Here is a 25,947-nt window from a genome sequence, read left to right as displayed (position 1 = left end):
GAGAGCCCGGCCGACGCCGGGCTTTTTTGTTGCGATCAGGCGCCGAGCAGGTAGGCCCAGAGCGAAACCGAAATGGCGCCGAGTGCTGTCGTGACCGTGATGGTGGAGGCCGCGAGGCTGTGGCCGACGCCGAAACGGTTGGCGATCAGCCAGGCGTTGACGCCGGTGGGAACAGCGGCGATCAGCACCAGCGCCGCGGTCCAACTGCCGGTCAATCCAACCAGATGGCTTGCGGCCCAGACGCAGCATGGAAGCAACACCAGTTTGAAGGCAGATGTGACGCTGGCAATGCCGACATTGCCGGAAACGCCATACTTCTCGAGCGCCATGCCCAGAGATACCAGGGCCACAGGCCCAGCAACGCCCGCCAGTTGGTCGACAATGGACGCCACCGGCAGCGGCATTGGGAGACCTGCAAGGTGAACCGCGGCACCTGCGACAAGACCGATAACGAGCGGATTGCGGACAAGATTGAGACCGATCTGGCGAAAGAGTTTCAGCATGCTGCGTTCGCCTTTGCCCGCAATCTTCCGCTCCGCCCGTTCCATCATGATCGTGCCGATGACCATCATGACCGGCAGATGCACGGCGATGAGGATGGAAAGCGGCACAAGGCCCTCATTGCCGACCGTACGTTGAACAAGCGGCAGACCGACGAAGATCGTATTGGCAAATGCCGACGAAACGCCGGCAAGCACGCCGATGCGATCATCACGGCCAAAAAAACGGGTCGCTGCGATGTGGCCCGCCGTCCACGTCACCGCAACGCCGGAGAAATAAGCGATCCAGAGACGAAACGGCGAAGCGCCATGAAAATCCGCTTCGGCAATCGTGCGGAAAAGGAGCAGTGGGACGGCAATCTTGAAAACGAAATCGCTCAAGGCGTCGCCGACATCTGCCTTCATCAGTCCAGTTTTGACGATCAGCCAGCCGATCAGGATCATGATGAAGATGGGAAGGACGTCAAAAATGATGGCTATCATGCGGAGGGATGCCTTGCGCGGGGACACCCTGCTCTAGCAGCAAAACTTCTTCGTTGACAAATGGATTGGCAAAAGAGGCGCGCAAAGAACCGGACGGCAGAAACAAAAAAAGCGGGCACTGCCCGCTTTTCCGCATCCGGACTGGCCGGACACCCGGTTCCGGTGCTGCCAGTTCATCCGTGGTCAGCGCCTGCTCCGGTACACAGTCGAAGGGCATCATCCCTTCTCATCCGGCCGCAACCCAAAGGCTGCTCATGCCGGTCTGCTTATGATCGTGTCTAAAAGCTCAAGGTGACAACGACATGACGGATCGACGGCATTTGCGAAGAAATGGGCAACTGGCGGCGTTTTTTCTTCCAAAGCCCGGAAATTCCGGTAAGACCGGATCCCGGCTATCATCTAATCCGGAACCTTCCCTTTCATGACAAAATTCGATGTTCTGACTGTCGGCAACGCCATCGTCGATATCATCGCGCGCTGCGACGACCAGTTCCTCATTGACAACAAAATCACCAAGGCGGCGATGAACCTTATCGACGCCGCCCGCGCCGAACTTCTCTATTCGCGCATGGGGCCGGCGCTCGAAGCTTCAGGCGGCAGCGCCGGCAATACGGCAGCGGGCGTTGCAAGCCTCGGCGGCAGGGCCGCCTATTTCGGCAAGGTAGCGGAGGATCAGCTCGGCGAGATTTTCGCGCACGACATCCGGGCACAGGGCGTACATTACCAGACGAAACCAAAGGGCACGTTCCCACCGACCGCGCGCTCGATGATCTTCGTCACGGATGACGGCGAACGATCGATGAATACCTATCTCGGCGCCTGCGTCGAACTCGGCCCGGAGGATGTCGAGCCCGAGGTCGTAGCACAAGCCAAGGTGACGTACTTCGAAGGCTATCTCTGGGATCCGCCGCGCGCCAAGGAAGCGATTCGCGAATGCGCCCGCATCGCCCATGAGAACGGCCGCGAAGTCTCCATGACGCTTTCGGACAGCTTCTGCGTCGATCGCTACCGCGCGGAGTTCCTCGACCTCATGCGCTCCGGCACTGTCGACATCGTGTTTGCCAACCGGCAGGAAGTACTCGCGCTCTATGAGACGGACGATTTCGAGGTGGCGCTCAACAAGATCGCCAAGGATTGCAAGATCGCGGCCGTGACGATGAGCGAAAACGGCGCCGTTATGCTGAAGGGCAACGAGCGCTGGTATGTCGATGCGATCCGCATCAAGGAAGTGGTCGATACGACCGGTGCCGGCGACCTCTTCGCTTCAGGTTTCCTCTATGGTTACACGCAGGGACGGACGCTGGAAGATTGCGGCAAGCTTGGCTGCCTTGCAGCTGGGATCGTCATTCAGCAGATCGGGCCGCGGCCGATGAAATCGCTTTCCGAAGCCGCCCGCGACGCGCAGCTTATTTGAAAGCTTCGCCCGGATAAGCGCCCCAGATTTCCGACTGCGCCACCCAACCTTCGGCGCTGTCGGCTTCGGCATGACACCAATCGCCGTTGCATTCGGCGATATGGATCATCACACCCGGCTCCAGCTTGGCAACCACGGTCGCTGACGACTGCGGCTCACGGCGCATGTTGACATAGACGAACTTGCCCTTGCCCTTCATCCACGGTGCGGCAATCGCCGCGCGCTGGCCCGACAGCAGCGATTGGTTGACCCAACCTTCCGTGCCATCCGCATCGCGGATACGGCGCCAGTTGTCGTATTCCTGGATGATTTCGACCGGCAGGCCGGCTTTCAGATACATCCACGACGCGGCATAATCCGTTCCCGGGCCGATGCGCAGATTGACGCGCTTGGACTTCAGCGAGACGAACCGCGGAAGTGGCAGGCCGCTCGGGCCCTTTGCCACCTGCGCATACGCGGGTTCGACGGCTTCACCCGCAAGCATCAGACCAACCGCAAAGACGAGGCAGACCTTCAAATATTTTCCACGCATGGAGATTTCCGTTCGCTCAAGTACGCCAGCAGATCCAGCCTGCTTGCCGCCGGGCTTTGACATTCACCTAACGCTACCCGCGAGTTTTGTTTGTCTTCGCGTGTGGGTCTGGTAGAAAATGTCCGAGACGGGAAAATTATCCCCCGTCTTGGTTAAAGACCTCTGAACAAGGCATGGCCGGCCGCGATGACATCAAAGAAAAAACCGAAGGTTTACATCACCCGGAAACTGCCGGATGCGGTGGAAACCCGCATGCGGGAACTTTTCGACGCTGAGCTCAATATCGATGATTCGCCACGCTCCGCCGCTGAACTCATCGAGGCCGTAAAGACAGCCGACGTCCTGGTGCCGACGGTGACGGACCGCATCGATGCCGCTCTTATCGAGCAGTCCGGGCCGCAAATGAAGCTGATAGCGAGCTTTTCGAACGGCACCGACCACATCGACGTCGAGGCGGCAGCCCGCAGGGGCATTACCGTCACCAACACGCCGAATGTTCTGACCGAGGACACGGCCGACATGACCATGGCGCTGATCCTCGCCGTGCCCCGGCGCCTCGGCGAAGGTGCACGGGTGCTTACCGACAAGCCCGGCGAATGGGCTGGATGGTCGCCGACCTGGATGCTCGGCCGGCGCATTCACGGCAAGCGCATCGGCATCGTCGGCATGGGCCGGATAGGCACGGCCGTCGCGCGCCGCGCCAAGGCATTCGGCCTGTCGATCCACTATCACAACCGCAAGCGGGTGAGCCCGGCGACCGAGGACGAACTAGAGGCGACTTATTGGGAAAGCCTCGACCAGATGCTGGCACGGGTCGACATCGTTTCCATCAATTGCCCTTCGACGCCCGCAACCTTTCACTTGATTTCCGCTCGCCGCCTCGCGCTGCTGCAGCCGACAGCCTATATCGTCAACACGGCGCGCGGTGACGTCGTGGATGAGAGCGCCTTGATCAAATGCCTGAGGGAGGGAAAGATCGCCGGCGCCGGCCTCGACGTTTTCGAAAACGAACCTGCCGTCAACCCGAAGCTTGTCAAACTTGCGAACGAGGGCAAGGTGGTGCTGCTGCCGCACATGAGTTCGGCAACGATCGAAGGCCGCATCGATATGGGCGACAAGGTGATTATCAACATCCGCACCTTCATCGACGGCCACCGACCGCCGAATCGCGTACTGCCCGGCCGCTAAACGGCGAGAACCTTGCGCATTTCGATATAGGTGACCCGATCGAAACCCGGATGAGATTTTTCGGCCGTCTTCGCAAAGCCCCAGGCGGCAAAGACTGAATGGTTGCCGGTCAATTCGATGCGCGTATCGAGCCGCAGCGCAGATAGCAGGCGCTCTCTCGCAGCCGCCTCGGCTACCTGCAGCAACAGCCTGCCGATACCCCTGCCCTGCGCCTCCGGCGCGACCGTGAGTTTGCCAAGATAAAGACATCCCGGCTCAGGCCTCAAGAACATGCAGCCAAGCAAATCCTCGTTTTCAAGCACGACGTAGCCGATCTCGTTTAGGGTCTTCTCGGCAAGCGATTGCGGTGTCAGGCTCAAGGCCGAAGACGGCGGATTGATGCGGCCATTCATATAGGCGAAGGACGAGAGGATTAGTTGCAGCAACTCGTTCCAGCGGTGAAAATTCTCATCGATCCGGACGATCTTCATGAAACGCTCGGCCCTTGCGCGCGGCGGCGCTTGTAACGGACGCTGTCGAAACGGGCAGAAAGCGCATCGTAGAGCAGCAACCGGCCGATAAGCGGTTCGCCGGCGCCGGTCATGAGCTTGATCGCCTCCATCGCCATCAGCGTGCCGATGACACCGGTCAATGCTCCGATGATGCCGGTTTCGGCGCAGGCGGGAATGAGGCCCTCCGGCGGGATTTCCGGAAAGAGATCGCGATAGGCGGGGTTGAGCGCGCCATCTTCGGCTCGTTCGTAAGGTTTCAACACAGTCAAGGAACCGTCGAAACGGCCGACAGCGCCGCTCACGAGCGGAATTTCCGCTTTCTCAGCGGCATCGGCTGCGGCGTAACGCGTCTCGAAATTGTCCGACGCATCGATCAGCAAATCGAAGCCAGAAAGATGCCGGCGGGCGGACTCCGACGAAAAGCGCTCTTCGAAGCGGATGATGTTCACATGCGGATTCAGCCGGGCGATTGCAAAGGCGGCGCTTTCCGTCTTCAGTTCGCCAATTGTGCCGGAGTCATGGATGACCTGCCGCTGCAGATTGGAGAGCGAAACGCGATCGTCATCGGCAATGCCGAGTGTGCCGATCCCGGCAGCTGCCAGATATTGCAGAACCGGTGCGCCAAGCCCGCCCGCGCCGATTACCAGCACACGCGCGGCCTTCAGTCTCTGCTGACCCGCCCCGCCGATCTCAGGCAGCAGAATATGACGCTGATATCTTGCGATTTCTTCCGGGCTCAAAGGTTCCATGGACGCAATGCTATCATGGCCTGAAGGCGCGGGGAAAGCGGCATCCGTCATTCGAAGACCCGGCCCTCGGCAACAGTGAAGAATTGAGCGCGGTCGCCGAGGAGAGAAAACATCGAGCGATCGGTGCCGGTCATGAAGGCCTGGCCGCCAAGCGCATCGATGAGATCGAAGAGCGAGCCGCGGCGGGCCTCGTCGAGATGGGCGGCGATTTCGTCGAGAAGCAGAATCGGCGCATGGCCGGTGAGATTGGCGACGAGCTTGGCATGGGCGAGGATCAGGCCCACAAGCAGCGCCTTCTGTTCGCCCGTCGAGCAACGCTCCGCCTCCATCTGCTTTTCGCGGTGCCGGACCAGCAGATCGGCTCGGTGCGGGCCGTCAAGCGTGCGGCCGGCGCCCGCGTCGCGATAGCGGTTTTCAGCGAGCATCGCGGCATATTCATCTTCCAGGTCTACGGAAGGGCGCGCGAACTGGCCATCCATGAAACCGGAAAGCTCGAGTGTGGCGGAGGGGAAAGGCGAGGTTTCGCGCGTTTCCTCTATCAGGCGGGCAAGCAGGCCGAGCATTTCCTCGCGCGCAAGCGCCATGGCGATGCCGAGGCTTGCCATTTGCTCTTCGATGCCCGAGAGCCAGGCGGGATCGAAACGGCCGTCGTCCAGTAGCTTGTTGCGGCTGCGCATGGCGCGCTCGAAATCGGTGGCGCGGCGGCCGTGTGCTGGATCGAGCGACAGCACGAGGCGGTCGAGAAAGCGGCGCCGGTCTGAAGATCCGCCGGCAAAAAGGCCATCCATGGCAGGCGTCAGCCAGAGCACGCGCAGATGATCCGTCAACTCGTCGGCCGTCTTTGCCGGCGTGCCGTTGATGCGCAGCTTGCGGCTGGTATTTTCATCGCTAGTATCAATGCCAGTCCCGATTTCGACCTCACCTTCCATGCCGTCAAGCTCGGCGAAGATCGAAAACCCCGCGGAGGCCCCGACCCGCGTAACATCTGCATAGGTGGCACGGCGAAGACCGCGGCCAGGCGAGAGGAAGGAAACCGCCTCCATCAGATTGGTCTTGCCGGCACCGTTATCCCCCGTCAGCACGACATGCCGCCCGTCGAGCACGAGCGAAGCTGCCGCGTAGTTGCGGAAGTCGGTCAGCTTCAGACGGGAAAGGGAAACCTTGTGGGGCATCGAATATCCGGATTCGGGGCATTGGGGCAGAGCTATGCCGAACGGCAGTTCATGGCAAGGGTCGGGTATGAGACAAGCCGCTTTAAACTGCGGGGCGGCTGCTAGAATGGTTTGCTTGGGAAACGACAACACGCCGACCAGCACCGAATAAACGTGAAATCTGGAGATCTTGGTGGAGCTAAGCGGGATCGAACCACTGACCTCTTGCATGCCATGCAACGGGTCACGATTTCCCCTGCTTTACCACATATTGCTCTAAACCCTTCCGTTCCAATAAAATTCCGGCAGGATCATTCCAGTGATTTCCGTCTCCGTACTTCCCTGGTGCTTCCCGGACTTTTGAAAGGCAAAAAGACGCCGCCCCGATCAATTCGGCTATTCGGTGGTAAGGCCAACGACGCGCGTGACTGGGTGCGAAGCGGTAACGAACACCAGACGGGTTGTTTGTTGACAACGGCCGGATCAGGTATGCGGCGCCACAAACTTAAGAGTTCCCGTTGCAGCTCTTTGCTAAATCGCAAAAAGATATTCCCGCAGTCGGCTACGGTCTTGGGTAACCCCTGACGCTCTAGAATCGTCTGGGTCCGGAAGCGCAAGCGCAGGCACAAGATCACTATAGCCATCGACCACACTGTCTGGCACCGCTGCGTTCATCAAATCCTTGGTGCGACCGAGTTGCTCAATTGTAAGGTCGTCACGGTTTTTCAGTACGTTTCGTGTCCATTCATCGTGGATCTCATCTGACCACTTTGCTCTGAATTGCCCCGCCGCAGCGAGTTCCATAATGAAATCTCGCAGCGGCGCGGAATACAAGACGCAAGCATCAAGGATGACTGTGTAACTAGACTTCTTAATAGCCCATCCCCAAATCTTGGGCCTGGCTCGCCAGCTCGTCCATGAGCCGTTTTCTTTCGTCCTCAGCCTTTCGACGGAAACCGTCCAGGTCGCTAAACTTTATTCGGCGATGGCTTCCAACCATATGGAATGGGATTTTCCCCTCTTCCAAAAGTTTGATCAGGTAGGGCCGCGACACATTAAGATGATCTGCCGCCTCCTGAGTTGTCAGCTCAGCATGGACGGGTATCAAAGTTACAGCATTACCCTGAGCCATTTCAGTTAGGAGATGATACAGTAACTCGCTGACAGCCTTGGGAAGCTTTAGAAGCTCCCCGCCATCAACTTGAACTCGAAGTTCAGCACCTTCATGCTTCGCACGTGAAATGTAGCGACTGGCCTCGGCGGCCAATTCAGTATCGTCCGCCGACGGCAGGATTGGGCGTTCTAGCAGTTGCGACATTGGTGACATCCTTTTTTATAATTTTTAGGAGGATATAGCAGTGCGAATCAGTATTCGCAATATCCGCAATAACTGCAATATCCGCAACCCGTAAACTTTTTGTGATGATTAATGGTTCCACTCCCGAGATTCGGCCCCTGATAGCTGGCGAACAACAACGCGCCTCGGAGAACTACACAAGAAGTCGCTCGTACTTCCCGTTGCTTGCCCACAAATTCGTAGTCGGGTTTTGCTTGGATAATTGGTGGAGCTAAGCGGGATCGAACCGCTGACCTCTTGCATGCCATGCAAGCGCTCTCCCAGCTGAGCTATAGCCCCATCAGGGTGGTCCGGTATTTTGCCGGTCCTGGGATACTCCGTGGCATATGCCTGGCGGAGTGGCGGCTTCTTACTTGCGGTTTTCGCAGATGGCAAGCCCAAAAAAACGGCCCGGAGACTTTTTGTCGTCCGGGCCGCGCTTTACGATCAGACTTCGTCTTCGTCGCCGGTGACGCCGATGATGTCGCTCATGTCGTCGTCTTCATCGTCTTCGTCGGCTTCGAGGAAGGTATCGTCGTCATCGCCTTCGATTTCGACGTCGTCATCGCCGATATCTGGGATATCATCGCCGGATGCGCCTTCATCAGCGTCTTCCAGCGATACGAGTTCGACTTCGGTGTTTTCGGTATCGACTTCCTGAACCTCATCTTCTTCGGCGATCTCGGCTGCTGCGGCCGAGGTTTCCTGGAAGAACGACAATGGGTAGGACTTTCCGGTATAAGGAGAAACGATCGGATCCCGGTTCAGATCGTAGAATTTCTTGCCGGTTTCCGGATCGGTACGCTTGGTTCCAAGTTCCGCTTTCGCCACTATAAGCCTCGTGAGAATGGCCGAATGCTAAATTCGGCAAATGCCGTTCAAACCGGCGTTTCATCGGAATTTATAAGCCGGTCCCCATAATCGTTGCGGCCAACGATGTCAAAGCTAAAACTTCGCGCTGCAATCAGTATGGTGAAATGATCGTCAGATGACCGGTAAATAACATTGTGTTAGGTAGCGCCGGAAACGATAAATCATCGAGAGACAGATGTATCAATCACCCCGTTTCAGGGAAGATGATCTGGCGACAGAGCACCAGCTGATCCGCGCCCATCCATGGGTCGTCGACGCACCTGAGGATTTTATCCGAGCGCAACTGAAAGGCATCATCGGCGTCGAACTCGAGATTGCGGCGATCGAAGGCAAGTGGAAGGTCAGCCAAAACAGGCCGGCCGCAGGTCGCGAAGGCGCGGCGGCAGGCGTCGGCGGGACGACTGGTGAGGCCGAGATGCTGGATCTTGTGAAGCGATCCGGCAGGCTGGAAGGAAACCATTGAGCAAGACATTTACAATCGCCATCGACGGACCCGCAGCCGCGGGCAAGGGCACCCTTTCGCGGCAGATCGCCGATGAGTACGGCTTTCATCATCTCGATACTGGCCTGACTTATCGAGCGGCTGCGAAGGCGTTGCTCGACGCCGGCCTGCCGCTCGATAACGAGCAGGTCGCCGAAAAGATCGCTCGCGAGGTTGAACTGGCCGACCTCGAACGCGATATACTTTCAAAGCATGAGATCGGCGAAGCCGCCTCAAAGATTGCCGTCATGCCGGCCGTACGCCGGGCGCTGGTGGAGGCGCAGCGGCGGTTTTCGGAAAAGGCTCCGGGAACAGTGCTCGACGGACGTGATATCGGCACCGTCGTCTGCCCGGATGCGCCGGTGAAGCTTTATGTGACGGCTTCCCCGGAGGTGCGCGCCAGGCGCCGCTACGAGGAGATCATCGGCAAGGGAGGAACGGCGGATTTCGATGCGATCTTCGAGGACGTGAAGCGGCGCGACGAGCGCGATATGGGACGGGCCGACAGCCCCTTGAAACCAGCGGAAGAAGCACACTTGCTTGATACGTCGGAAATGAGTATAGAGGCCGCGTTTCAAGCTGCGAAATCGATCATCGACGCAGCATTGAGCCGAAATAACTGAATTCGAGCGATCGTTCCGTGCTTTTGCCGGGAAGCGCTTTATTAAAAGCCTGAAATTCCGTCCAAGCGCCGGATTGCTTCCTTGCAAGGAGGCGGACTGGGTTCAGGCCCGTTTAACACGAACCAACCGGCGCATACGTGGGCCTTGTCAGTATCAAAGGTCACGCAGGAGATTTTATGTCAGTAGCTACTCCCTCTCGCGAGGATTTCGCGGCCCTTCTCGAAGAGTCCTTTGCCAAGAACGATCTGGCTGAAGGCTATGTCACCAAGGGCATCGTCACCGGCATCGAAAAAGATGTCGCCGTTGTCGACGTCGGCCTGAAGGTCGAAGGCCGCATCGCGCTCAAGGAATTCGGCGCGAAAGCCAAGGATGGTTCGCTGAAGGTCGGCGACGAAGTTGAAGTGTATGTCGAGCGTATCGAAAACGCGCTTGGCGAAGCGGTTCTGTCGCGCGAGAAGGCTCGCCGCGAAGAAAGCTGGATCAAGCTTGAAGCAAAGTTCGAAGCCGGCGAGCGCGTCGAAGGCGTAATCTTCAACCAGGTCAAGGGCGGCTTCACGGTCGACCTCGACGGTGCGATCGCCTTCCTGCCGCGTTCTCAGGTCGATATCCGTCCGATCCGCGACGTTTCCCCGCTGATGCACAACCCGCAGCCCTTCGAAATCCTCAAGATGGACAAGCGCCGCGGCAACATCGTGGTTTCGCGCCGTACGGTTCTGGAAGAGTCCCGTGCCGAGCAGCGTTCTGAAATCGTTCAGAACCTCGAAGAAGGCCAGGTTGTTGACGGCGTCGTCAAGAACATCACCGATTACGGTGCATTCGTTGACCTGGGCGGCATCGACGGCCTGCTGCACGTCACCGACATGGCATGGCGCCGTGTGAACCATCCGTCGGAAATCCTGAACATCGGCCAGCAGGTCAAGGTTCAGATCATCCGCATCAACCAGGAAACCCACCGCATCTCGCTTGGCATGAAGCAGCTCGAGAGCGATCCGTGGGATGGCATCCAGGCCAAGTATCCGGAAGGCAAGAAGATTTCCGGTACAGTCACGAACATCACCGACTACGGTGCGTTCGTCGAGCTGGAGCCGGGCATCGAAGGCCTGATCCACATCTCGGAAATGTCCTGGACCAAGAAGAACGTACACCCCGGCAAGATCCTGTCCACGAGCCAGGAAGTCGAAGTCGTCGTCCTCGAAGTCGATCCGTCCAAGCGCCGTATTTCGCTCGGCCTCAAGCAGACGCTGGAAAATCCGTGGGCAGCATTCGCCCGCAATCATCCGGCCGGCACTGAAGTTGAAGGCGAAGTCAAGAACAAGACCGAATTCGGCCTGTTCATCGGTCTCGACGGCGACGTTGACGGCATGGTGCATCTCTCCGACCTCGACTGGAACCGTCCGGGCGAGCAGGTCATCGAAGAGTTCAACAAGGGTGACGTCGTCAAGGCAGTCGTTCTCGACGTCGACGTCGAGAAGGAACGCATCTCGCTCGGCATCAAGCAGCTCGGCAAGGATGCGGTTGGCGAAGCAGCTGCTTCCGGCGACCTGCGCAAGAATGCAGTCGTTTCCTGCGAAGTCATCGCAGTCAACGACGGCGGCATCGAAGTGAAGCTCGTCGACCACGAAGACATCACTTCGTTCATCCGCCGCGCAGACCTCTCGCGTGACCGCGACGAGCAGCGTCCGGAACGCTTCTCGGTTGGCCAGGTTGTTGACGCCCGCGTCACCAACTTCTCCAAGAAGGACCGCAAGATCATGCTGTCCATCAAGGCGCTGGAAATCGCAGAAGAGAAGGAAGCTGTCGCTCAGTTCGGTTCATCCGATAGCGGCGCTTCGCTCGGCGACATCCTTGGCGCGGCTCTGAAGAACCGCGGCGAGTAATCGTCAAGCCTTTGAAATCAAGATCCCGCTGGAGCGATCCGGCGGGTTTTTTGTTTGCTTATACCCAGCCGGCCATGCGCTGATAGAGTGCGTAAACCGGATCGGCGACGGTATTACCTGATGCTGTGGCGTCGACCTCGGGCAGATCCTGCGGCGCGCCACCTTCCGCTCGTTGCTCGCCTTCAGCCTCTGCGTCCTGATGCTCGCTGCCTGTGTTGGCCTGCTGCTCGCCCTCGGAGCCACTGCCTTCGTAGTCGCGACGATGCATTTCGCCGTCGCGGCGTGGGGCACCGTCCTTGGCGAACTGGTAAGGATGCTGGGCGTATGGCATCCCATCAATTGGCTTCAGCAAACCTGACTTCTGCACGGCCTCTGCAATATCGGCAGGAAGAACCTGCGGCTGCGCGACGATGTCTTTCTGCTGGTGGACAATCTGCGTGGAATCGGCAACCGGTAACCGCGCAGTCACCACTGTCTGCTGCAGCTTCGCAGGGACCGCGGCTTCGGAAATGTCTGCCGGCGCCGGCTCTGCCTCGGCTACCATGTCGCCGGCTGGCCTCTCGGTTGTCCCCGGCATCGCTGCCAAATCGTCCAGGAGTGTTGCCGCTTCCTGCTCGCCGATGATTGCAACGATGAGCTCCGAAGCTTCTTCGGTCATCGAGGCAAGAACACCGGTCCAGACTTTCGGAATAACCGGCTCCGAAGGATCGGAGCGCACCGCCGGGATCTGAGCTTCAACGTCTATTGGCTCGTCGATCAACTTCGGCGTATCCGCCGAAACCGGATCCTCGGCCTGCACGTCAACCGCATCACGGAATTCGAGAGGGTTGTCCTCTGCGCGCGCAGGCTCTTCAAATGCCGCCTCGACGATTTTGACCGGTTGCTCCGCCAATTCGGCAATGAGCACAGCTGGCGCAAGCGGCAACGCTCTCTTGGTTGGCATGGAGGCCTGAGTTTCCCGTACGGGCGATTGCTGCGCCTTTGCGATTGGCAGCAGTTTCTCTTCCTGGATTGCGATGTTTGGCCGTGCTTCCGGGCGCAGAGGCGAAGCATCGTTCTGGCGATAGGAGCGAACGACGGCGCGGGCCGCCAGATCACGATCCTTATAACGGATCGTTTCCAGATAGGCGATCACGCGGGCTGCCTCCGGACCGGCCGGATTCTTCAGTGCCTCAGCAATCAACCGCAACGGCAGAGTATGACCGGCGCCCGCGAGCTGGGTCTCGATCTCGTTGATCCGGGCGGCCGGAAGCTTCTGGATGGCTTCTGCGAGACGGGATGCAAAAGCGAGATTGCTTTCCAATTCCCGGCGCGGCAGCGGCAGCGCGCCGGAGGCGGCATTGATGGCATCGAGCAGCGCGTCGAACATGCGCTCGCGAGCGGCTGCGAGAAGGATATTGAGCTTGCCGGCAATCGCTGAATTGAGGTCTGTGGCTTCGACTGCCTGGACAGGCGTCGGCGCAACGACTGAACGACCGAGCCCGTTGGCAACGATCACCGCAGTTTGGCCGTGGGAGGAAAGGCTTGCATTTGACGCTGCACGAACCGGAGTCAACATGGCATGCTCCTTTTGTCGCAAAGTGACGATGGAAGCAGATCACAAGAGGACCGCGCTCATCCGGCCCCTCGCATTCTCCAGCAGATCCTCCTGTCCGCATGGCGCGTCATCGCACCGTCGAATGCATAAAAATTAGCGATAATCTTACCGAAGTCTCGTTAATGAAACGCTAACGGCCGGGCGGGGATGAAATCCCGCCCGGCCGCCGCAGGCGTGTTTTTGGCCTTAAAGACTTCAGCTATGGGCGAAGATATCCGCTTCTTCCCAGCCGAGCAGATCGAGTTTGGCGCGGGTCGGCAGGAATTCGAAGCAGGCGGTTGCGTGGTCGATGCGGCCGTCGCGGATCAGCCGCTCGGTCAGCTTGTCGCGCAACGCATGCAGATAGAGCACATCGGAGGCGGCATATTCGAGCTGCGCCGGCGACAGGGTCGCCGCTCCCCAATCCGACGACTGCTGCACCTTGGAGATGTCGACGTCGAGCATTTCCTTGAGATTGTCCTTCAGGCCGTGGCGATCCGTATAGGTGCGGCACAGGCGCGATGCGATCTTGGTGCAGAAGACCGGCGCCGTAGTGACGCCGAAGGTGTGGAACAGCACAGCGATATCGAAGCGTCCATAATGGAATATCTTCTGGCGAGCCGGATCGGCGAACATGGCGACGAGGTTGGGCGCTTCCTTCTGTCCGGCGGCAATGCGGATGACATCGGCGGTGCCGTCGCCCGGAGAAAGCTGCACGACGCAGAGCCGGTCGCGGCGCGGCACGAGGCCGAGCGTTTCCGTATCGATCGCGATCGCACCTGTATAACGGGCGGCGTCCGGCTCTGAAATATCGCCTTCGTGGTAACGGATGGTGGCGGCCATGGCTGTCTCTTATCGTTTCAATGTCTCACGTCGCGCTATAGCGCAAAGGCAGCCGTAGCGATACCGCTTTAACGTTCTTCGAGAGCTAGAATGTCGGTGGCGTATTGATCCACAGGAGTACGGTCTCGCCATCGTGACGATTGCGCCAGGAATGATAGCGGCGGCTTTCGAAGTAGAGCGAGTCACCGGGGCCGAGATCGAAGAACTGGTCGGAATCCAGAACGAGTTCGAGGCGGCCGGAAAGCACATGCATGAATTCCTCGCCTTCATGCCGGTAGGCGCCTTCGCTGGCAGCCCCCGGTGCCAGCACGAAACGATGGCAATCCATCATCCGTCGGCCTTCGGCCAGCAGTTGCACCGTAACGCCGGGCGTCGTCTGCGGCCAGGTGCGCCATTCGCCGGAACGGATGATTGCGGTAACGTCTTCGCTCTCCTCGCCGGAAAGGCGCGAGACTGTGGTGCCGTAATATTCCGCGAGATCGTGCAGCGTCTTGAAGCTGACGCCCTGCGACGTGCGCTCCAGCGTCGACAGGGTCGAAGAGGTGATGCCCATATCGCTCGCCACCTGCTCCAGCGTCTTGCCCGCCGCATGGCGAAGACTGCGGAGCCTGCGGCCGATGTCGGAAGTGCTGCTGCTCTCGGCGGATTCGGCCGATGGCTCCTCGCTTTCCAGTGCCTCGCGGATCGCCGCCGGATTGAGGCCGCGCTCGACGCGATACCACGAAATCCGCTTCAGACGGGCGACATCCTCGGCGCTGTATTGCCGATGCCCTGTTTCCGAGCGGCCGGGAACGAGCAGGCCCTGGCTTTCCCAGAGGCGCGCCGTGGAGGCGGAAATGCCTGCCAGCCTTGCCGCTTCGGCCACCTTGTAGCGCATCGGACCGTTGTTGTTCATCAAGCAATAAATCCCTGATTCCGTTTTGTTTTAGGCGCTGTGCGCGTCAGAATCTTCTGGCGCGAGCATCCATCAAAAAGCGTGATGTTTGAAGCAAAAAATGCCGCTTGATTTCCTGCAGGAAAAATGTAGGAATTTTCTAAATGCCTTGCAGAAATTATGCAAGATAATTCCTCGACCCTTTCCAGCGCAGGAGCGCGAGCACGATGAACACGATCACCCTTACGGACCGGAAGAATGCCGCAATTTCGCGCGGCGTTGGCATGACCACGCAGATCTATGCCGACCGAGCGGAGAATGCCGAGATCTGGGACAAGGAGGGACGCCGCTACATCGATTTCGCGGCCGGTATCGCAGTGCTCAACACGGGCCACCGCCATCCGCGGGTGATCGCCGCGGTAAAAGATCAACTCGATCACTTCACCCATACCTGCCATCAAGTCGTGCCTTATGAAAGCTACGTGCATCTCGCCGAACGCCTGAACGCGCTGACGCCCGGAAACTTTGCCAAGAAGACGATCTTCGTGACGACGGGCGCCGAGGCCGTCGAAAACGCCGTGAAGATAGCGCGTGCTGCGACCGGCCGCTCCGCCGTCATCGCCTTTGGCGGCGGCTTCCATGGGCGCACCTTCATGGGCATGGCGCTGACCGGCAAGGTCGTGCCCTACAAGGTTGGCTTCGGCGCGATGCCGGGCGATGTTTTCCACGTGCCCTTCCCCGTAGAGATGCATGGCGTGTCCCTTGAACAGTCGCTTGCCGCCCTGAAGAAGCTCTTCGCCGCCGATGTCGATCCGCAGCGCGTGGCCGCTATCATCATCGAGCCGGTTCAGGGCGAAGGCGGTTTCTATCCGGCGCCGGTCGCATTCATGAAGGCGCTACGCGAACTCTGCGACCAGCACGGCATTCTGCTGATTGCCGACGAAGTGCAGACGGGCTTTGCACGCACGGGTAAGATGTTTGCGATGGACCACCATGAGGTCGCGCCCGACCTGATGACCATGGCAAAGAGCCTTGCCGGCGGCTTTCCGCTGGCTGCCGTCACCGGCCGCGCGGAGATCATGGATGCACCTGCCCCTGGCGGTCTCGGCGGCACCTATGGCGGCAACCCGCTCGGCATCGCCGCGGCGCATGCCGTGCTCGACGTCATCAAGGATGAGGATCTCTGCAACCGAGCCAACCAGCTCGGCAGCCGCCTGAAGCAACGGTTGGAATCTCTGCGCGACAAGGTGCCGGAAATCGTCGACATCCGCGGCCCGGGTTTCATGAACGCCGTCGAGTTCAACGACAAGGCGACAAAGCTGCCGAGCGCGGATTTCGCGAATAAGGTCCGCCTGATCGCGCTGGAGAAGGGTCTCATTCTTTTGACCTGCGGGGTGCACGGAAACGTCATTCGCTTCCTTGCCCCGATCACCATCCAGGACAATATCTTCGTCGAAGCGCTCGATATCCTCGAAGCCTCTATCCTTCAAGCAAGTGCGGGCAAGTAACCGCCCTTCGGAGTAAATGACATGTCATTCACGACTGCACTGACCAAGCATGTGCCCTTTTCCTCGCCGTTCCTCCGCGACTCCGGATACATCAACGGCGAATGGACGAGGGGCGAAGCAACGAAAACCTTCGACGTTTTGAACCCGGCCACAGGCGAAGTGCTCGCCTCGCTGCCGGACATGGGTACTGCCGACACCCGCAAAGCCATCGACGCGGCCTATGCGGCGCAACCTGCATGGGCAGCACGTCCTGCAAGGGAGCGTAGCGCTATCCTGCGCAAGTGGTTCGACCTGATGGTTGCCAACGCCGATGAGCTGGCGGCGATCCTGACTGCGGAAATGGGTAAGCCTTTTCCTGAGGCGCGCGGCGAGATCCTTTATGCCGCCGCTTATATCGAATGGTATGCGGAGGAAGCCAAGCGCATCTACGGCGAAACGATCCCTGCTCCTTCCAACGACAAGCGCATGATCGTTATCAAACAGCCGGTCGGAGTCGTCGGCACCATCACGCCTTGGAACTTCCCGGCAGCGATGATCACCCGCAAGATCGCTCCGGCGCTGGCTGTCGGCTGCACGGTTGTTTCGAAACCCGCCGAGCAGACCCCGCTCTCGGCGATCGCGCTTGCGGTTCTTGCCGAACAGGCCGGCATTCCGGCTGGCGTTTTCAACGTCATTGTCGGCGAAGACGGTCCGGCGATCGGCAAGGAACTTTGCAGCAACGACAAAGTGCGCAAGATCAGCTTTACCGGTTCGACGGAAGTCGGCCGCATCCTGATGCGCCAGTGCGCCGACCAGATCAAGAAGGTGAGCCTCGAGCTCGGCGGCAACGCACCCTTCATCGTCTTTGACGATGCCGATCTCGATGCCGCCGTCGAAGGTGCGATCGCCTCCAAATACCGCAATGCCGGCCAGACTTGCGTTTGCGCCAACCGGCTCTACGTCCAGTCAGGCGTCTACGACGCATTTGCGGCCAAGCTGGCATCAAAGGTCGAAGCCATGTCCGTCGGCGACGGCTTCGAGGCAGGCGTCACGATCGGCCCGCTGATCGACGCGCAGGGCCTTGCGAAGGTCGAAGATCACGTCAGCGACGCGCTTTCCAAGGGCGCCAGGGTGCTGACCGGCGGCAAGCGCATCGAAGGCGCCGGCACCTTCTTCACGCCGACCGTATTGACCGGCGTTGCCCGCGGCATGAAGGTAGCACGTGAGGAAACTTTCGGTCCTGTTGCTCCACTCTTCCGCTTCGATACTGTTGAAGAGGTGATTGAACAGGCGAACGACACCGAATTCGGCCTTGCCGCATATTTCTTCGCCGGCGATCTGAAGAAGGTCTGGAAGGTTGCCGAAGCGCTAGAATATGGCATGGTCGGTATCAATACCGGCCTGATGTCCACGGAGACGGCGCCTTTCGGCGGCGTCAAGCAATCCGGACACGGCCGCGAAGGTTCGCGCCATGGCGTCGACGATTATCTCGAAATGAAATACCTCTGCATCGGCAATCTCTGAGCCGAAAGTAAAAGGGCGCCGGCGGCGGCGCCCTTTTACTGCCAGTCAATAATGCGGCGGACGGGTGATCGCCGGGGCTTCGAGGGATTGCTCCTCAAGGGACAGAAAGCGTTCCGTCAGCCGGTCGAGCTTGGTGCGCATCTGCTCGACTACCTTCCATTGCTCCGCGAGTTGATCGGAAAGCTCGTCGATCGTCTTTGCCTGATGGGCGACCATTTCCTCAAGTTTGGTGATTCGACCCGTCTCGTCGGACATCGGTTTTCTCCCGGCAATTTCTGCCTTTCCAAAGCGGAAATAAGTCTTTGCGTCAATGCTTTCGAGGCTCGCAAAAAACGATTCCGAAAGTGAACCGTTTAGTTACTAATAGGGCTTGCCGTCCTTGCCCAGGTGGGATAGGCCCTGTCTAATCAGGGAGGAAATCTGATGGATGTAGGAAACGGCTTTCTTCATCCGGACCGGCTCTTTCCGGCCGATCCGGCAACGCGAACCATCGCGCGCGAGCTTTACGAAGCGGTTCGCAATCTGCCGATTGTCAGCCCGCACGGGCACACCGAACCTTCGTGGTTTGCCGAGGACAAGCCTTTCGAGGATGCGGCTTCGCTGCTTGTCATTCCCGATCACTATCTTTTCCGCATGCTGCACAGTGTCGGCGTCAAGCTGGACGATCTCGGCGTGCCGCGGCTCGACGGCAAGCCGGTCGCGGAGGGCCGGGCGATCTGGCGGGCATTTTCTGCACAGCATCACCTTTTCCGCGGTACGCCTTCCAGTCTTTGGGTCGATCATGCGATGTCGGCCGTGCTTGGCTGCGACGAACAGCTGACCCCGGATAATGCCGATAAGCTTTACGACCACATCAACGCACAATTGGCGCTGCCCGAGTTCCGCCCGCGCGCGCTGCACAAGCGTTTCGGTATCGAGACGATTGCGACGACGGAAGGCGCGCTCGACCCGCTGACCCATCACCAGAAGATGGCGGCTGAGGGCTGGATCGGCCGCGTGCGCACCACATACCGGCCGGACAGCGTCACCGATCCGGATGCCGTCGGTTTCCGTGCCAATCTCCTGCAATTCGGCGAAATCACCGGCACCGACATTACCCGGTGGGATGGCATGGTCGATGCGCACCGCAAGCGCCGCGCCTATTTCCGCCAGTTCGGCGCAACGGCCACGGACCACGGCGTGCCGACGGCCTTTACCGCCGATCTCCCGCTCGCCGACAAGCAGGCGCTGCTCGACAAAGCCCTGAGAGGTCCTCTTTCTGGGGCAGATGCCGAGCTTTTCCGTGGCCAGATGATGACGGAGATGGCCGGCCTCTCGGCCGAAGACGGCATGGTGATGCAAATTCATGCCGGCTCCCGCCGAAACACCGACAGCGGCCTTTTCCAGACGCGCGGTCCGAACATGGGCGCCGACATTCCGACACGCACAGACTGGGTCGGCGGCTTGAACGCTCTGCTATCGAAATACGGCCATGCGTCCGGTCTCAGGGTTCTGCTCTTCACACTCGACGAGACGACCTATGCCCGCGAACTGGCACCGATGGCCGGGCACTGGGAGTGCCTGATGATCGGCCCGCCCTGGTGGTTCCATGACAGCCCGAACGGCATTCGCCGCTATCTAGACCAGGTCGTTGAAACGGCCGGCTTTGCCAATCTCGCCGGCTTCAACGACGATACGCGGGCACTGCTTTCAATCCCCGCCCGCCACGACGTCTGGCGCCGCGAGGTCTGCCGCTTCCTGGCGCAGCTCGCAGCCGAGCACCGGATTTCAAAGAAGGATGCCGAGATCGTCGCGCGCGAACTTTCCTATGACAATGCGAAGAAGGCATACAAGTTGTGACGGATCGACTGCAAAACCTGACGGGCCTCGCGCCGACGGCAAAACTTCCGGCCTATGACCGAAGCAAGCTGAAAAGCGGCATCCTGCATCTCGGCCCGGGTGCCTTTTTCCGCGCGCATTTTGCACCCTTTACCGATGCGGCACTTGCGGCCGCCGGCGGCGACTGGGGCATTGAAGTCGCAAGCCTGCGCACCGCCGATGTCGCGGATCACCTGAACGAGCAGAACGGCCTCTATGCGATGCTGATCCGCGATACGTCGGGAACGACAGCGCAGGTGATCGGCCCGATCCTGAAGGCGCATGTCGCAACGCGAGACCCGGCAGGGCTGCTTGCCCGCCTGGAAGATCCGGCAATCCGCATCGTCAGCCTGACGGTGACCGAGAAGGCCTATGGTCTGGATACCCTTACCGGCGGCCTCGATCTCAACCATCCCGACATTGCCGCCGATCTTATCCATCCGCATACGCCGCGCGGCGTTGTCGGCTATCTTGTCGAAGGGCTAGCGCGTCGGCGTAAAAAGGGTATTGCGCCCTTCACGCCGCTAAGTTGCGATAACCTGCCGAGCAACGGCGCAGTCCTCAAGCGCCTGGTTCTCGAATTCGCGAGCCGCGTCGATCCTTCGTTGCACGACTGGATCGAACAGACCGTACCCTTTCCCTCCACGATGGTGGATCGCATCACCCCGGCCAGTACCGACGTTACCTATGCCGATGCCGAGCGCCTGACGGGGCGGCAGGATCTCGCGGCGATCGAGACCGAACCCTTCACGCAATGGGTGATCGAAGACCATTTCGCCAATGGCCGCCCGGCCTGGGACAAGGCTGGCGTGCTGATGGTCGAGGAGGTCTCGGCCTACGAGAAGATGAAGCTTCGCATGCTGAACGGGGCGCATTCCCTGCTCGCCTATCTTGGATATATAGGTGGCTATGAATACATCCGCGATGTCATGGAAGATGCCGGATTGGCAGCGCTTGCGCGGCGGCATATGAGCGCGGCAGCTGCGACCCTCGATCCCGTTCCAGGGATCAATCTCGAGCATTATGCGGAAGAACTCATAGCGCGCTTTGCAAATAAGGCGATCGCGCACCGCACCTATCAGATCGCCATGGACGGGACGCAGAAACTGCCGCAACGTCTCCTGGAGCCGGCAACGGAAGCGCTTGCTCATGGCAGCAAGGCGGAGACTTATGCAATCGCAGTCGCCGCCTGGATGCGCTATGCGCTGGGCGCCGACCGGAACGGCAAAAGTTACGAATTGCGTGATCCGAGAGCTGGTGAAATCGCAGATCTCCTTACAGATGTCCCGCGAAACGGCGCTGCGGTAGCAGCGGCGCTTTTCGGCCTGCCTGGGCTTTTCCCAGCGGCACTGGCGAAAAACGCCGCCTGGACCGAGGACGTGGCGAACAAGCTGGAGATTCTGATCCAGGATAACAGGCTGCCGTTGATTTGAGCGGGGGCGCGCCGCGTTACTCCGCCGCCACTGCGCCCAGGTCATTGGGCGCTGAAGGCTCCTTAAGCGGGTGATTCACGGCGAGACGCGCCCTGGCTGGGCTCCTGTCACAAGGACAGGAATAAGGAGAGAGTTGGGCGCTTGCCAAAATCTGGCAGTACAGCCGCATTGCAAACACCTATTAAGCCTTGATGCGCTTCATCTCCGGATCATAGAGCGGCTTCAGCGACACCGTGCAGGGAATACGCTCCCTCGCAACGTCCAGTTCATAAGTTCCCGACAACATGAAATCCTCGGTCACGCCGTCGGGATTGCGGATATAGCCGTAGCCGATCGGTTTGCCGATCGTGTAGCCGAAGCCGCCGCTGGAAAGCCAGCCGACACGTTTGCCATTCCGATAAATGGTTTCGCGGCCGAGAAGGACGGTCTCCGGATCGTCCGGCACGACGCAAGCGAGCATCTTTTTCACACCGCCTGAAAGCTGGCGCTCGATCGCCTTGCGACCACGGAAGTCGATGTTCTTCTTCGTTTTGACTGCCCAGGCGAGCCCCGCCTCGATCGGTGTATGATCTGGGCCAATATCCGAACCCCAGGCGCGATAGCCCTTCTCCAGACGGCAGCTTTCGATGGCACGGTAGCCGGCATTGACGAGACCGAAACCACTACCGGCAGCCATCAAGGCATCATAGACCGTCGTTGCATATTCGACAGGGACATGGAGTTCATAGCCCAATTCGCCGACATAGGTGATCCGCAACGCTCTGACGGGGCAGCCGATGATGCCGATGGTCTTTACCCGGCTGAACGGAAAGGCGGCGTTGGACACGTCACTGGTAGTGACTTTCTCAAGGACAGCGCGGGAATTCGGCCCCATCAGGGAAAGAACCGAATGGGCCGATGTCACATCGACAAGCTCGGCCCGCATATCTGCCGGAATATTGCGGGCGATCCAATCGAAATCGTGAGTGGCAAAGCCGGTGCCGGTAACGATGTAGAATTCGTTCTCGGCGATGCGGGCGACGGTGACGTCGCATTCGATGCCGCCCTTGTCGTTCAGCATCTGCGTGTAGGTGAGCGATCCGGCGGGCTTGGCGACATCATTCGAGGCGATCCACGAAAGAGCGGCCTCTGCATCCCTCCCCTTCAGAACAAACTTTGCAAAAGATGTTTGATCGAAGATGACAGCCGCTTCGCGCACGGCCTTGTGCTCGCGGCCGACGGCATCGAACCAGTTCTGACGGCCGTAGGTATAGACGTCCTTCGGCTCCTCGTCGGCAAAGAGATCGGCGAACCAGTTCGGCCTCTCCCAGCCGAGCTTTTCGCCGAAGCAGGCGCCCTGAGCCTTGAGGCGATCGTAAAGCGGCGACTTGCGGCAGGGGCGACCACTCGAATGCTCTTCAAAAGGCCAAGCCATCGTATAATGCTTGCCATAGGCCTCCAGCGTGCGAGTACGCACCCAGTCGGTATCGAAGTGGGGGCGGCCGAAGCGGCGGATGTCGACCGGCCAGAGATCATAAGGCGGCTCACCTTTGGCGACCCACTCGGCGAGCGCCATGCCGGCACCGCCGCCCGAGGCTATGCCGAAAGCGTTGAACCCGGCGCCGACGAAGAAATTCCTCAGCTCCGGCGCTTCGCCGAGAATGAAATTGCCATCCGGCGTGAAACTCTCCGGTCCGTTCAGGAGCTGTTTGACCCCCGCCTTCTGCAAGCCTGAAACCCGCTCCAGCGCCTGCTCCATGATCTGCTCGAAGTGATCGAAATTGCTGTCGAGCAGCGTGTAATGGAAACCTTCCGGAATGCCGTTCACCGCCCAGGGGATTGGATTTGGCTCATAGCCGCCCATGACGAGCCCGCCAACTTCTTCCTTGTAGTAGGTGAGGCGATCCGGATCGCGCAGCGTCGGCAGATTGGAAGGCACGCCGAAGGATTCGGTGATGATGTACTGATGCTCGACGGAGACGAGCGGCACGTTGACGCCGAAACGAGCAGCGAAAGCCCGGGTCCACTGACCGGCGCAGACGATGACGCGTTCGCATTCGATGCGGCCTTTTTCGGTGATGACGGCGCGGATCTTTCCTTTGTCGATTTCCAGGTCGAGAACTTCCGTATCCTCGAAGATCGAGACGCCGGACATCCGGGCGCCTTTCGCCAGCGCCTGCGTGATGTCGGAAGGATTGGCCTGGCCGTCGGTCGGCAGATAGGCTGCGCCCACAAGGTCGTCGATCGTCATCAGCGGCCAGAGTTCGAAGGCTTCCTGGGGAGTGAGCAATCGCATGTCGAGGCCGAAAGATTGCGCTGTCGTTGCCTGGCGCTTCACCTCCGTCCAGCGCTCTTCATTGCAGGCAAGCCGCAATCCACCGTTCATTTTCCAGCCGGTGCCGAGACCGGTTTCGGCTTCAAGTTTTTTGTAAAGATCGACGGAATAGCCAAGCAGCTGGGTGATGTTGGCGCTGGTACGCAGCTGACCGACGAGGCCCGCCGCATGGAAGGTGGTGCCGGAGGTGAGCTTCTTGCGCTCGAGCAGCACCGTATCCGTCCAGCCGAGCTTGCCCAAATGATAGGCCGTCGAGCAACCGATGATGCCGCCGCCGATGACCACAGCTTTCGCCGTCTTCGGTAATTCCTTCGCCATATTACTGGTCCTGTTCAAATGCCTTGTAGGCACGCTCGAAGCGCGCGAGGTTTTCGACTGTGTAGGCCGCATAATTAAAATCGATGGTCGAATGGATCTCGGAGACCATGCTCCAAAGCGTTTCGCGGAGCAGAGATGAACATTTCATGGCGCTATAGCGCTGCCAGAGATCCCGCGTCAGCGGCCGGCCGAAATAGGTTTCCAGCATTTGCCGCTCGGCACCTTCCGAAAACTCGTTGTTCGAGGCGAGGCCGCCGAGATCAAAGAGCGGCGTGTTGAAACCTGCGTAGTCCCAATCGATCAACCAGAGACGCTTGCCGTCATCAAGAAAGTTCGCGGCGAGAAGGTCGTTATGGCCGAAGGCGATATCGAAAGGGCCGGCGGTCTGCTCGAGGCGTTCGGCCTTTTCGAGCAGCGCGGGAAGCATCGGCGCATAGTCGCTTTCCGCGGCAATCAGAGTGGCCGCATAGTCGCGGATGACATGGAAGACCCAGAAGATCATCGCCTGGCCACGGAAATGAAGGGCGATGTCATGATGGCAGGCGCGAACCAGTGGCACGATGCGTGCGAGCATTTGCGCATCCTGGATGTCTTCCGCCGTCAGAGCCCGCGCCTCGATGAAATCGAGGACGAGCACGCCGGGCTCATGATGGATGACCGCAGGCGAAAGCCCGGCAGCGTGGGCTGCCTGGCTCGCTGCAAGCTCGTTCTGGCGACTGATATGATGAACCGGGATATCGGCGCCGAGGCGCACGACGCGGCGCGATATGCGATCGGTTACGAGATAGTTCCGGTTGGTAATGCCGCCGGCAATCGGTGCGATTTCGATCGGGCCTTGCCAGATGCCGAGTGCATGAATCCTATCTTCAGGCGTCACGCTTTCCCCCTCGCAACCCACCTGCAAAGGATGGGCCAGAGCAGGCTTGGCTGTCAAGCAGAGCAGGCTTTATATCGTGGCGCCCGAAGCATCGAAAACATGACAGCGGGCGGGGTCGAAGGACGCCGTCACATTCGTGCCGCGCTCAACCTTCTGCTGACCGTCCAGAGCCACCGTCAGGTGCTGGCCGTCCGGCGTCTTCGTATAGAGCATGGTGGCGCCGCCAAGGTTTTCGACCAGGTCGATGTCGACGGTCGCAAGTGCAATGCCGCCATCGGCCACGGACAAGTGTTCCGGACGGATGCCGAAGGTAACCTCCTGATCGGCCGAACCTTTCAAGCGGCGCGGCAGGCGGATTGAATTGCCGCAGACATTGATCGTCGTGTCGCCGTCATTGACGCGCTCGATCTTCGCCTTCAGGAAGTTCATCTTCGGACTGCCGATGAAGCCTGCGACGAAGCGATTTGCCGGATGGTTGTAAAGGTCGAGCGGAGCGCCGACCTGCTCGATGCGGCCCGAATTCAGCACCACGATCTTGTCCGCCATGGTCATGGCTTCGACCTGATCGTGGGTGACATAGATCATCGTGTTGCCGAGATTACGGTGCAGGCGGGAAATTTCGACGCGCATCTGAACACGCAGTTCCGCATCAAGGTTCGACAACGGCTCGTCGAAGAGAAAGATGCGTGGCTCGCGCACGATGGCGCGGCCGATCGCGACACGCTGGCGCTGACCGCCGGACAAGGCCTTCGGCTTGCGCTCCAGAAGCTTCTCGATCTGCAGGATTTCAGCGGCGCGGCGCACCTTCGGTTCGATCTGGGCCTTCTTGTATCCAGCCGTCTCAAGACCAAAGGCAAGGTTCTTGTAGACCGACATATGCGGATAGAGCGCATAGGACTGGAAGACCATGGCGATGCCGCGCTTGGCAGGCGCCACTTCGTTCATGCGCTCGTTGTCGAGCAGCAGGCCGCCGCCTGAAATCTCCTCGAGGCCGGCGATCATGCGCAACAGCGTGGACTTGCCGCAGCCGGACGGACCGACGAAGACCACGAACTCGCCGGGATCGATCGTGAGGTCGATGCCATGGATGACATCCAGCGACCCGTAGCGCTTCTCGACCTTCTGAAGAACGACACTTGTTGCCAT

At 59.6% G+C, this 25,947-nt stretch carries 25 protein-coding genes and 1 tRNA gene; 9 read left to right on the top strand and 17 right to left on the bottom strand.

The window, feature by feature from the left end:
- Window positions 1–35: 35 nt before the first annotated feature.
- Both QA644_RS19905 and QA644_RS19900 read right to left on the bottom strand, forming a co-directional pair.
- A complete protein-coding gene (locus QA644_RS19905) occupies window positions 36–983 on the bottom strand; it encodes an AEC family transporter (protein ID WP_074066203.1) in 948 nt (315 codons plus the stop codon).
- Window positions 964–1,203, bottom strand: a complete 240-nt coding sequence (locus tag QA644_RS19900; protein ID WP_239596200.1) for a hypothetical protein — start codon at window positions 1,201–1,203, stop codon at window positions 964–966. Before QA644_RS19900 ends, QA644_RS19905 begins: the two co-directional genes overlap by 20 nt.
- A gap of 201 nt (window positions 1,204–1,404) precedes the next feature.
- Between QA644_RS19900 and QA644_RS19895 the strand changes: the two genes are divergently transcribed.
- Complete coding sequence (locus QA644_RS19895; RefSeq protein WP_283070212.1) at window positions 1,405–2,397, top strand: adenosine kinase; 993 nt, start codon at window positions 1,405–1,407, stop codon at window positions 2,395–2,397.
- On the opposite strand, the gene QA644_RS19890 is transcribed toward QA644_RS19895, so the two are convergent.
- On the bottom strand, window positions 2,390–2,929 hold the full coding sequence (locus QA644_RS19890; RefSeq protein ID WP_283070210.1) for an SH3 domain-containing protein: 540 nt from the start codon (window positions 2,927–2,929) through the stop codon (window positions 2,390–2,392). The two genes, QA644_RS19895 and QA644_RS19890, sit on opposite strands and share 8 nt — an antisense overlap.
- Before the next feature lie 186 nt (window positions 2,930–3,115).
- Between QA644_RS19890 and QA644_RS19885 the strand changes: the two genes are divergently transcribed.
- Window positions 3,116–4,117, top strand: coding sequence for a D-glycerate dehydrogenase (locus tag QA644_RS19885; RefSeq protein WP_074066199.1), 1,002 nt, complete (start codon window positions 3,116–3,118; stop codon window positions 4,115–4,117).
- On the opposite strand, the gene QA644_RS19880 is transcribed toward QA644_RS19885, so the two are convergent.
- The 7 genes from QA644_RS19880 to QA644_RS19850 form a co-directional block, all read right to left on the bottom strand.
- On the bottom strand, window positions 4,114–4,587 hold the full coding sequence (locus tag QA644_RS19880) for a GNAT family N-acetyltransferase (RefSeq protein ID WP_283070207.1): 474 nt from the start codon (window positions 4,585–4,587) through the stop codon (window positions 4,114–4,116). The genes QA644_RS19885 and QA644_RS19880 overlap by 4 nt on opposite strands.
- Window positions 4,584–5,408 carry a molybdopterin-synthase adenylyltransferase MoeB gene (locus tag QA644_RS19875; protein ID WP_239596210.1) on the bottom strand — a complete coding sequence of 275 codons (825 nt, stop codon included), beginning with the start codon at window positions 5,406–5,408 and terminating at the stop codon, window positions 4,584–4,586. Before QA644_RS19875 ends, QA644_RS19880 begins: the two co-directional genes overlap by 4 nt.
- Window positions 5,405–6,529, bottom strand: a complete 1,125-nt coding sequence (gene recF, locus QA644_RS19870; protein WP_283070204.1) for a DNA replication/repair protein RecF — start codon at window positions 6,527–6,529, stop codon at window positions 5,405–5,407. The genes QA644_RS19875 and recF overlap by 4 nt, the downstream gene beginning before the upstream one ends.
- Before the next feature lie 510 nt (window positions 6,530–7,039).
- Window positions 7,040–7,312 carry a hypothetical protein gene (locus QA644_RS19865; RefSeq protein ID WP_283070202.1) on the bottom strand — a complete coding sequence of 91 codons (273 nt, stop codon included), beginning with the start codon at window positions 7,310–7,312 and terminating at the stop codon, window positions 7,040–7,042.
- Between the two features lie 67 nt (window positions 7,313–7,379).
- Window positions 7,380–7,826 carry a helix-turn-helix domain-containing protein gene (locus QA644_RS19860; RefSeq protein ID WP_183906422.1) on the bottom strand — a complete coding sequence of 149 codons (447 nt, stop codon included), beginning with the start codon at window positions 7,824–7,826 and terminating at the stop codon, window positions 7,380–7,382.
- Window positions 7,827–8,068: 242 nt separating this feature from the next.
- Window positions 8,069–8,144, bottom strand: a tRNA-Ala gene (locus tag QA644_RS19855).
- Window positions 8,145–8,291: 147 nt separating this feature from the next.
- A complete protein-coding gene (locus QA644_RS19850) occupies window positions 8,292–8,675 on the bottom strand; it encodes a TIGR02300 family protein (RefSeq protein WP_022713204.1) in 384 nt (127 codons plus the stop codon).
- A gap of 217 nt (window positions 8,676–8,892) precedes the next feature.
- Here QA644_RS19850 and QA644_RS19845 point away from each other — a divergent pair, with 217 nt between their 5' ends.
- The 3 genes from QA644_RS19845 to rpsA all read left to right on the top strand — a co-directional run bounded on the left by QA644_RS19845 (window position 8,893) and on the right by rpsA (window position 11,698).
- Complete coding sequence (locus tag QA644_RS19845; RefSeq protein ID WP_283070195.1) at window positions 8,893–9,180, top strand: hypothetical protein; 288 nt, start codon at window positions 8,893–8,895, stop codon at window positions 9,178–9,180.
- The gene (cmk, locus tag QA644_RS19840) at window positions 9,177–9,821 is read left to right on the top strand and encodes a (d)CMP kinase (RefSeq protein ID WP_074066193.1); all 645 of its coding nucleotides are present in this window, start codon (window positions 9,177–9,179) and stop codon (window positions 9,819–9,821) included. The genes QA644_RS19845 and cmk overlap by 4 nt, the downstream gene beginning before the upstream one ends.
- A gap of 176 nt (window positions 9,822–9,997) precedes the next feature.
- A complete protein-coding gene (gene rpsA / locus QA644_RS19835; protein ID WP_022713201.1) occupies window positions 9,998–11,698 on the top strand; it encodes a 30S ribosomal protein S1 in 1,701 nt (566 codons plus the stop codon).
- A gap of 58 nt (window positions 11,699–11,756) precedes the next feature.
- On the opposite strand, the gene QA644_RS19830 is transcribed toward rpsA, so the two are convergent.
- From QA644_RS19830 to QA644_RS19820, 3 genes are all read right to left on the bottom strand, one after another.
- On the bottom strand, window positions 11,757–13,256 hold the full coding sequence (locus QA644_RS19830; RefSeq protein ID WP_283070188.1) for a hypothetical protein: 1,500 nt from the start codon (window positions 13,254–13,256) through the stop codon (window positions 11,757–11,759).
- A gap of 234 nt (window positions 13,257–13,490) precedes the next feature.
- A complete protein-coding gene (locus QA644_RS19825; protein WP_283070186.1) occupies window positions 13,491–14,117 on the bottom strand; it encodes a ribonuclease D in 627 nt (208 codons plus the stop codon).
- An 85-nt stretch (window positions 14,118–14,202) separates the two neighbouring features.
- On the bottom strand, window positions 14,203–15,012 hold the full coding sequence (locus QA644_RS19820) for a MerR family transcriptional regulator (RefSeq protein WP_283070185.1): 810 nt from the start codon (window positions 15,010–15,012) through the stop codon (window positions 14,203–14,205).
- A 206-nt stretch (window positions 15,013–15,218) separates the two neighbouring features.
- Between QA644_RS19820 and QA644_RS19815 the strand changes: the two genes are divergently transcribed.
- Entirely contained in the window at window positions 15,219–16,499 is a 1,281-nt protein-coding gene (locus QA644_RS19815; RefSeq protein WP_074070105.1) for a 4-aminobutyrate--2-oxoglutarate transaminase, read from the top strand.
- 21 nt (window positions 16,500–16,520) lie between these two features.
- Window positions 16,521–18,002 (top strand): NAD-dependent succinate-semialdehyde dehydrogenase, encoded by a 1,482-nt coding sequence (locus tag QA644_RS19810; RefSeq protein WP_239596222.1) that lies wholly within the window; start codon window positions 16,521–16,523, stop codon window positions 18,000–18,002.
- 45 nt (window positions 18,003–18,047) lie between these two features.
- On the opposite strand, the gene QA644_RS19805 is transcribed toward QA644_RS19810, so the two are convergent.
- Complete coding sequence (locus tag QA644_RS19805; RefSeq protein WP_039843476.1) at window positions 18,048–18,257, bottom strand: SlyX family protein; 210 nt, start codon at window positions 18,255–18,257, stop codon at window positions 18,048–18,050.
- A 168-nt stretch (window positions 18,258–18,425) separates the two neighbouring features.
- Between QA644_RS19805 and uxaC the strand changes: the two genes are divergently transcribed.
- Window positions 18,426–19,841 carry a glucuronate isomerase gene (uxaC, locus tag QA644_RS19800; RefSeq protein WP_283070180.1) on the top strand — a complete coding sequence of 472 codons (1,416 nt, stop codon included), beginning with the start codon at window positions 18,426–18,428 and terminating at the stop codon, window positions 19,839–19,841.
- Window positions 19,838–21,292: a mannitol dehydrogenase family protein gene (locus QA644_RS19795; RefSeq protein WP_283070178.1), complete on the top strand. Its 1,455-nt coding sequence runs from the start codon at window positions 19,838–19,840 to the stop codon at window positions 21,290–21,292. The genes uxaC and QA644_RS19795 overlap by 4 nt, the downstream gene beginning before the upstream one ends.
- Before the next feature lie 181 nt (window positions 21,293–21,473).
- Here the strand turns inward: QA644_RS19795 and QA644_RS19790 are convergent, their stop codons facing one another.
- The 3 genes from QA644_RS19790 to ugpC form a co-directional block, all read right to left on the bottom strand.
- Window positions 21,474–23,924 (bottom strand): FAD-dependent oxidoreductase, encoded by a 2,451-nt coding sequence (locus tag QA644_RS19790; protein ID WP_283070176.1) that lies wholly within the window; start codon window positions 23,922–23,924, stop codon window positions 21,474–21,476.
- A gap of 1 nt (window position 23,925) precedes the next feature.
- Entirely contained in the window at window positions 23,926–24,801 is an 876-nt protein-coding gene (locus QA644_RS19785; RefSeq protein WP_194728587.1) for a phosphotransferase, read from the bottom strand.
- A gap of 69 nt (window positions 24,802–24,870) precedes the next feature.
- Window positions 24,871–25,947: a sn-glycerol-3-phosphate ABC transporter ATP-binding protein UgpC gene (gene ugpC, locus QA644_RS19780; protein WP_074066184.1), complete on the bottom strand. Its 1,077-nt coding sequence runs from the start codon at window positions 25,945–25,947 to the stop codon at window positions 24,871–24,873.

This window comes from Rhizobium sp. CC1099 (assembly GCF_029714385.1).
GTDB lineage: Bacteria > Pseudomonadota > Alphaproteobacteria > Rhizobiales > Rhizobiaceae > Rhizobium.
Note: the sequence above shows the minus strand (reverse complement) of the source record. Positions and strands in the feature narration are given on the sequence as shown.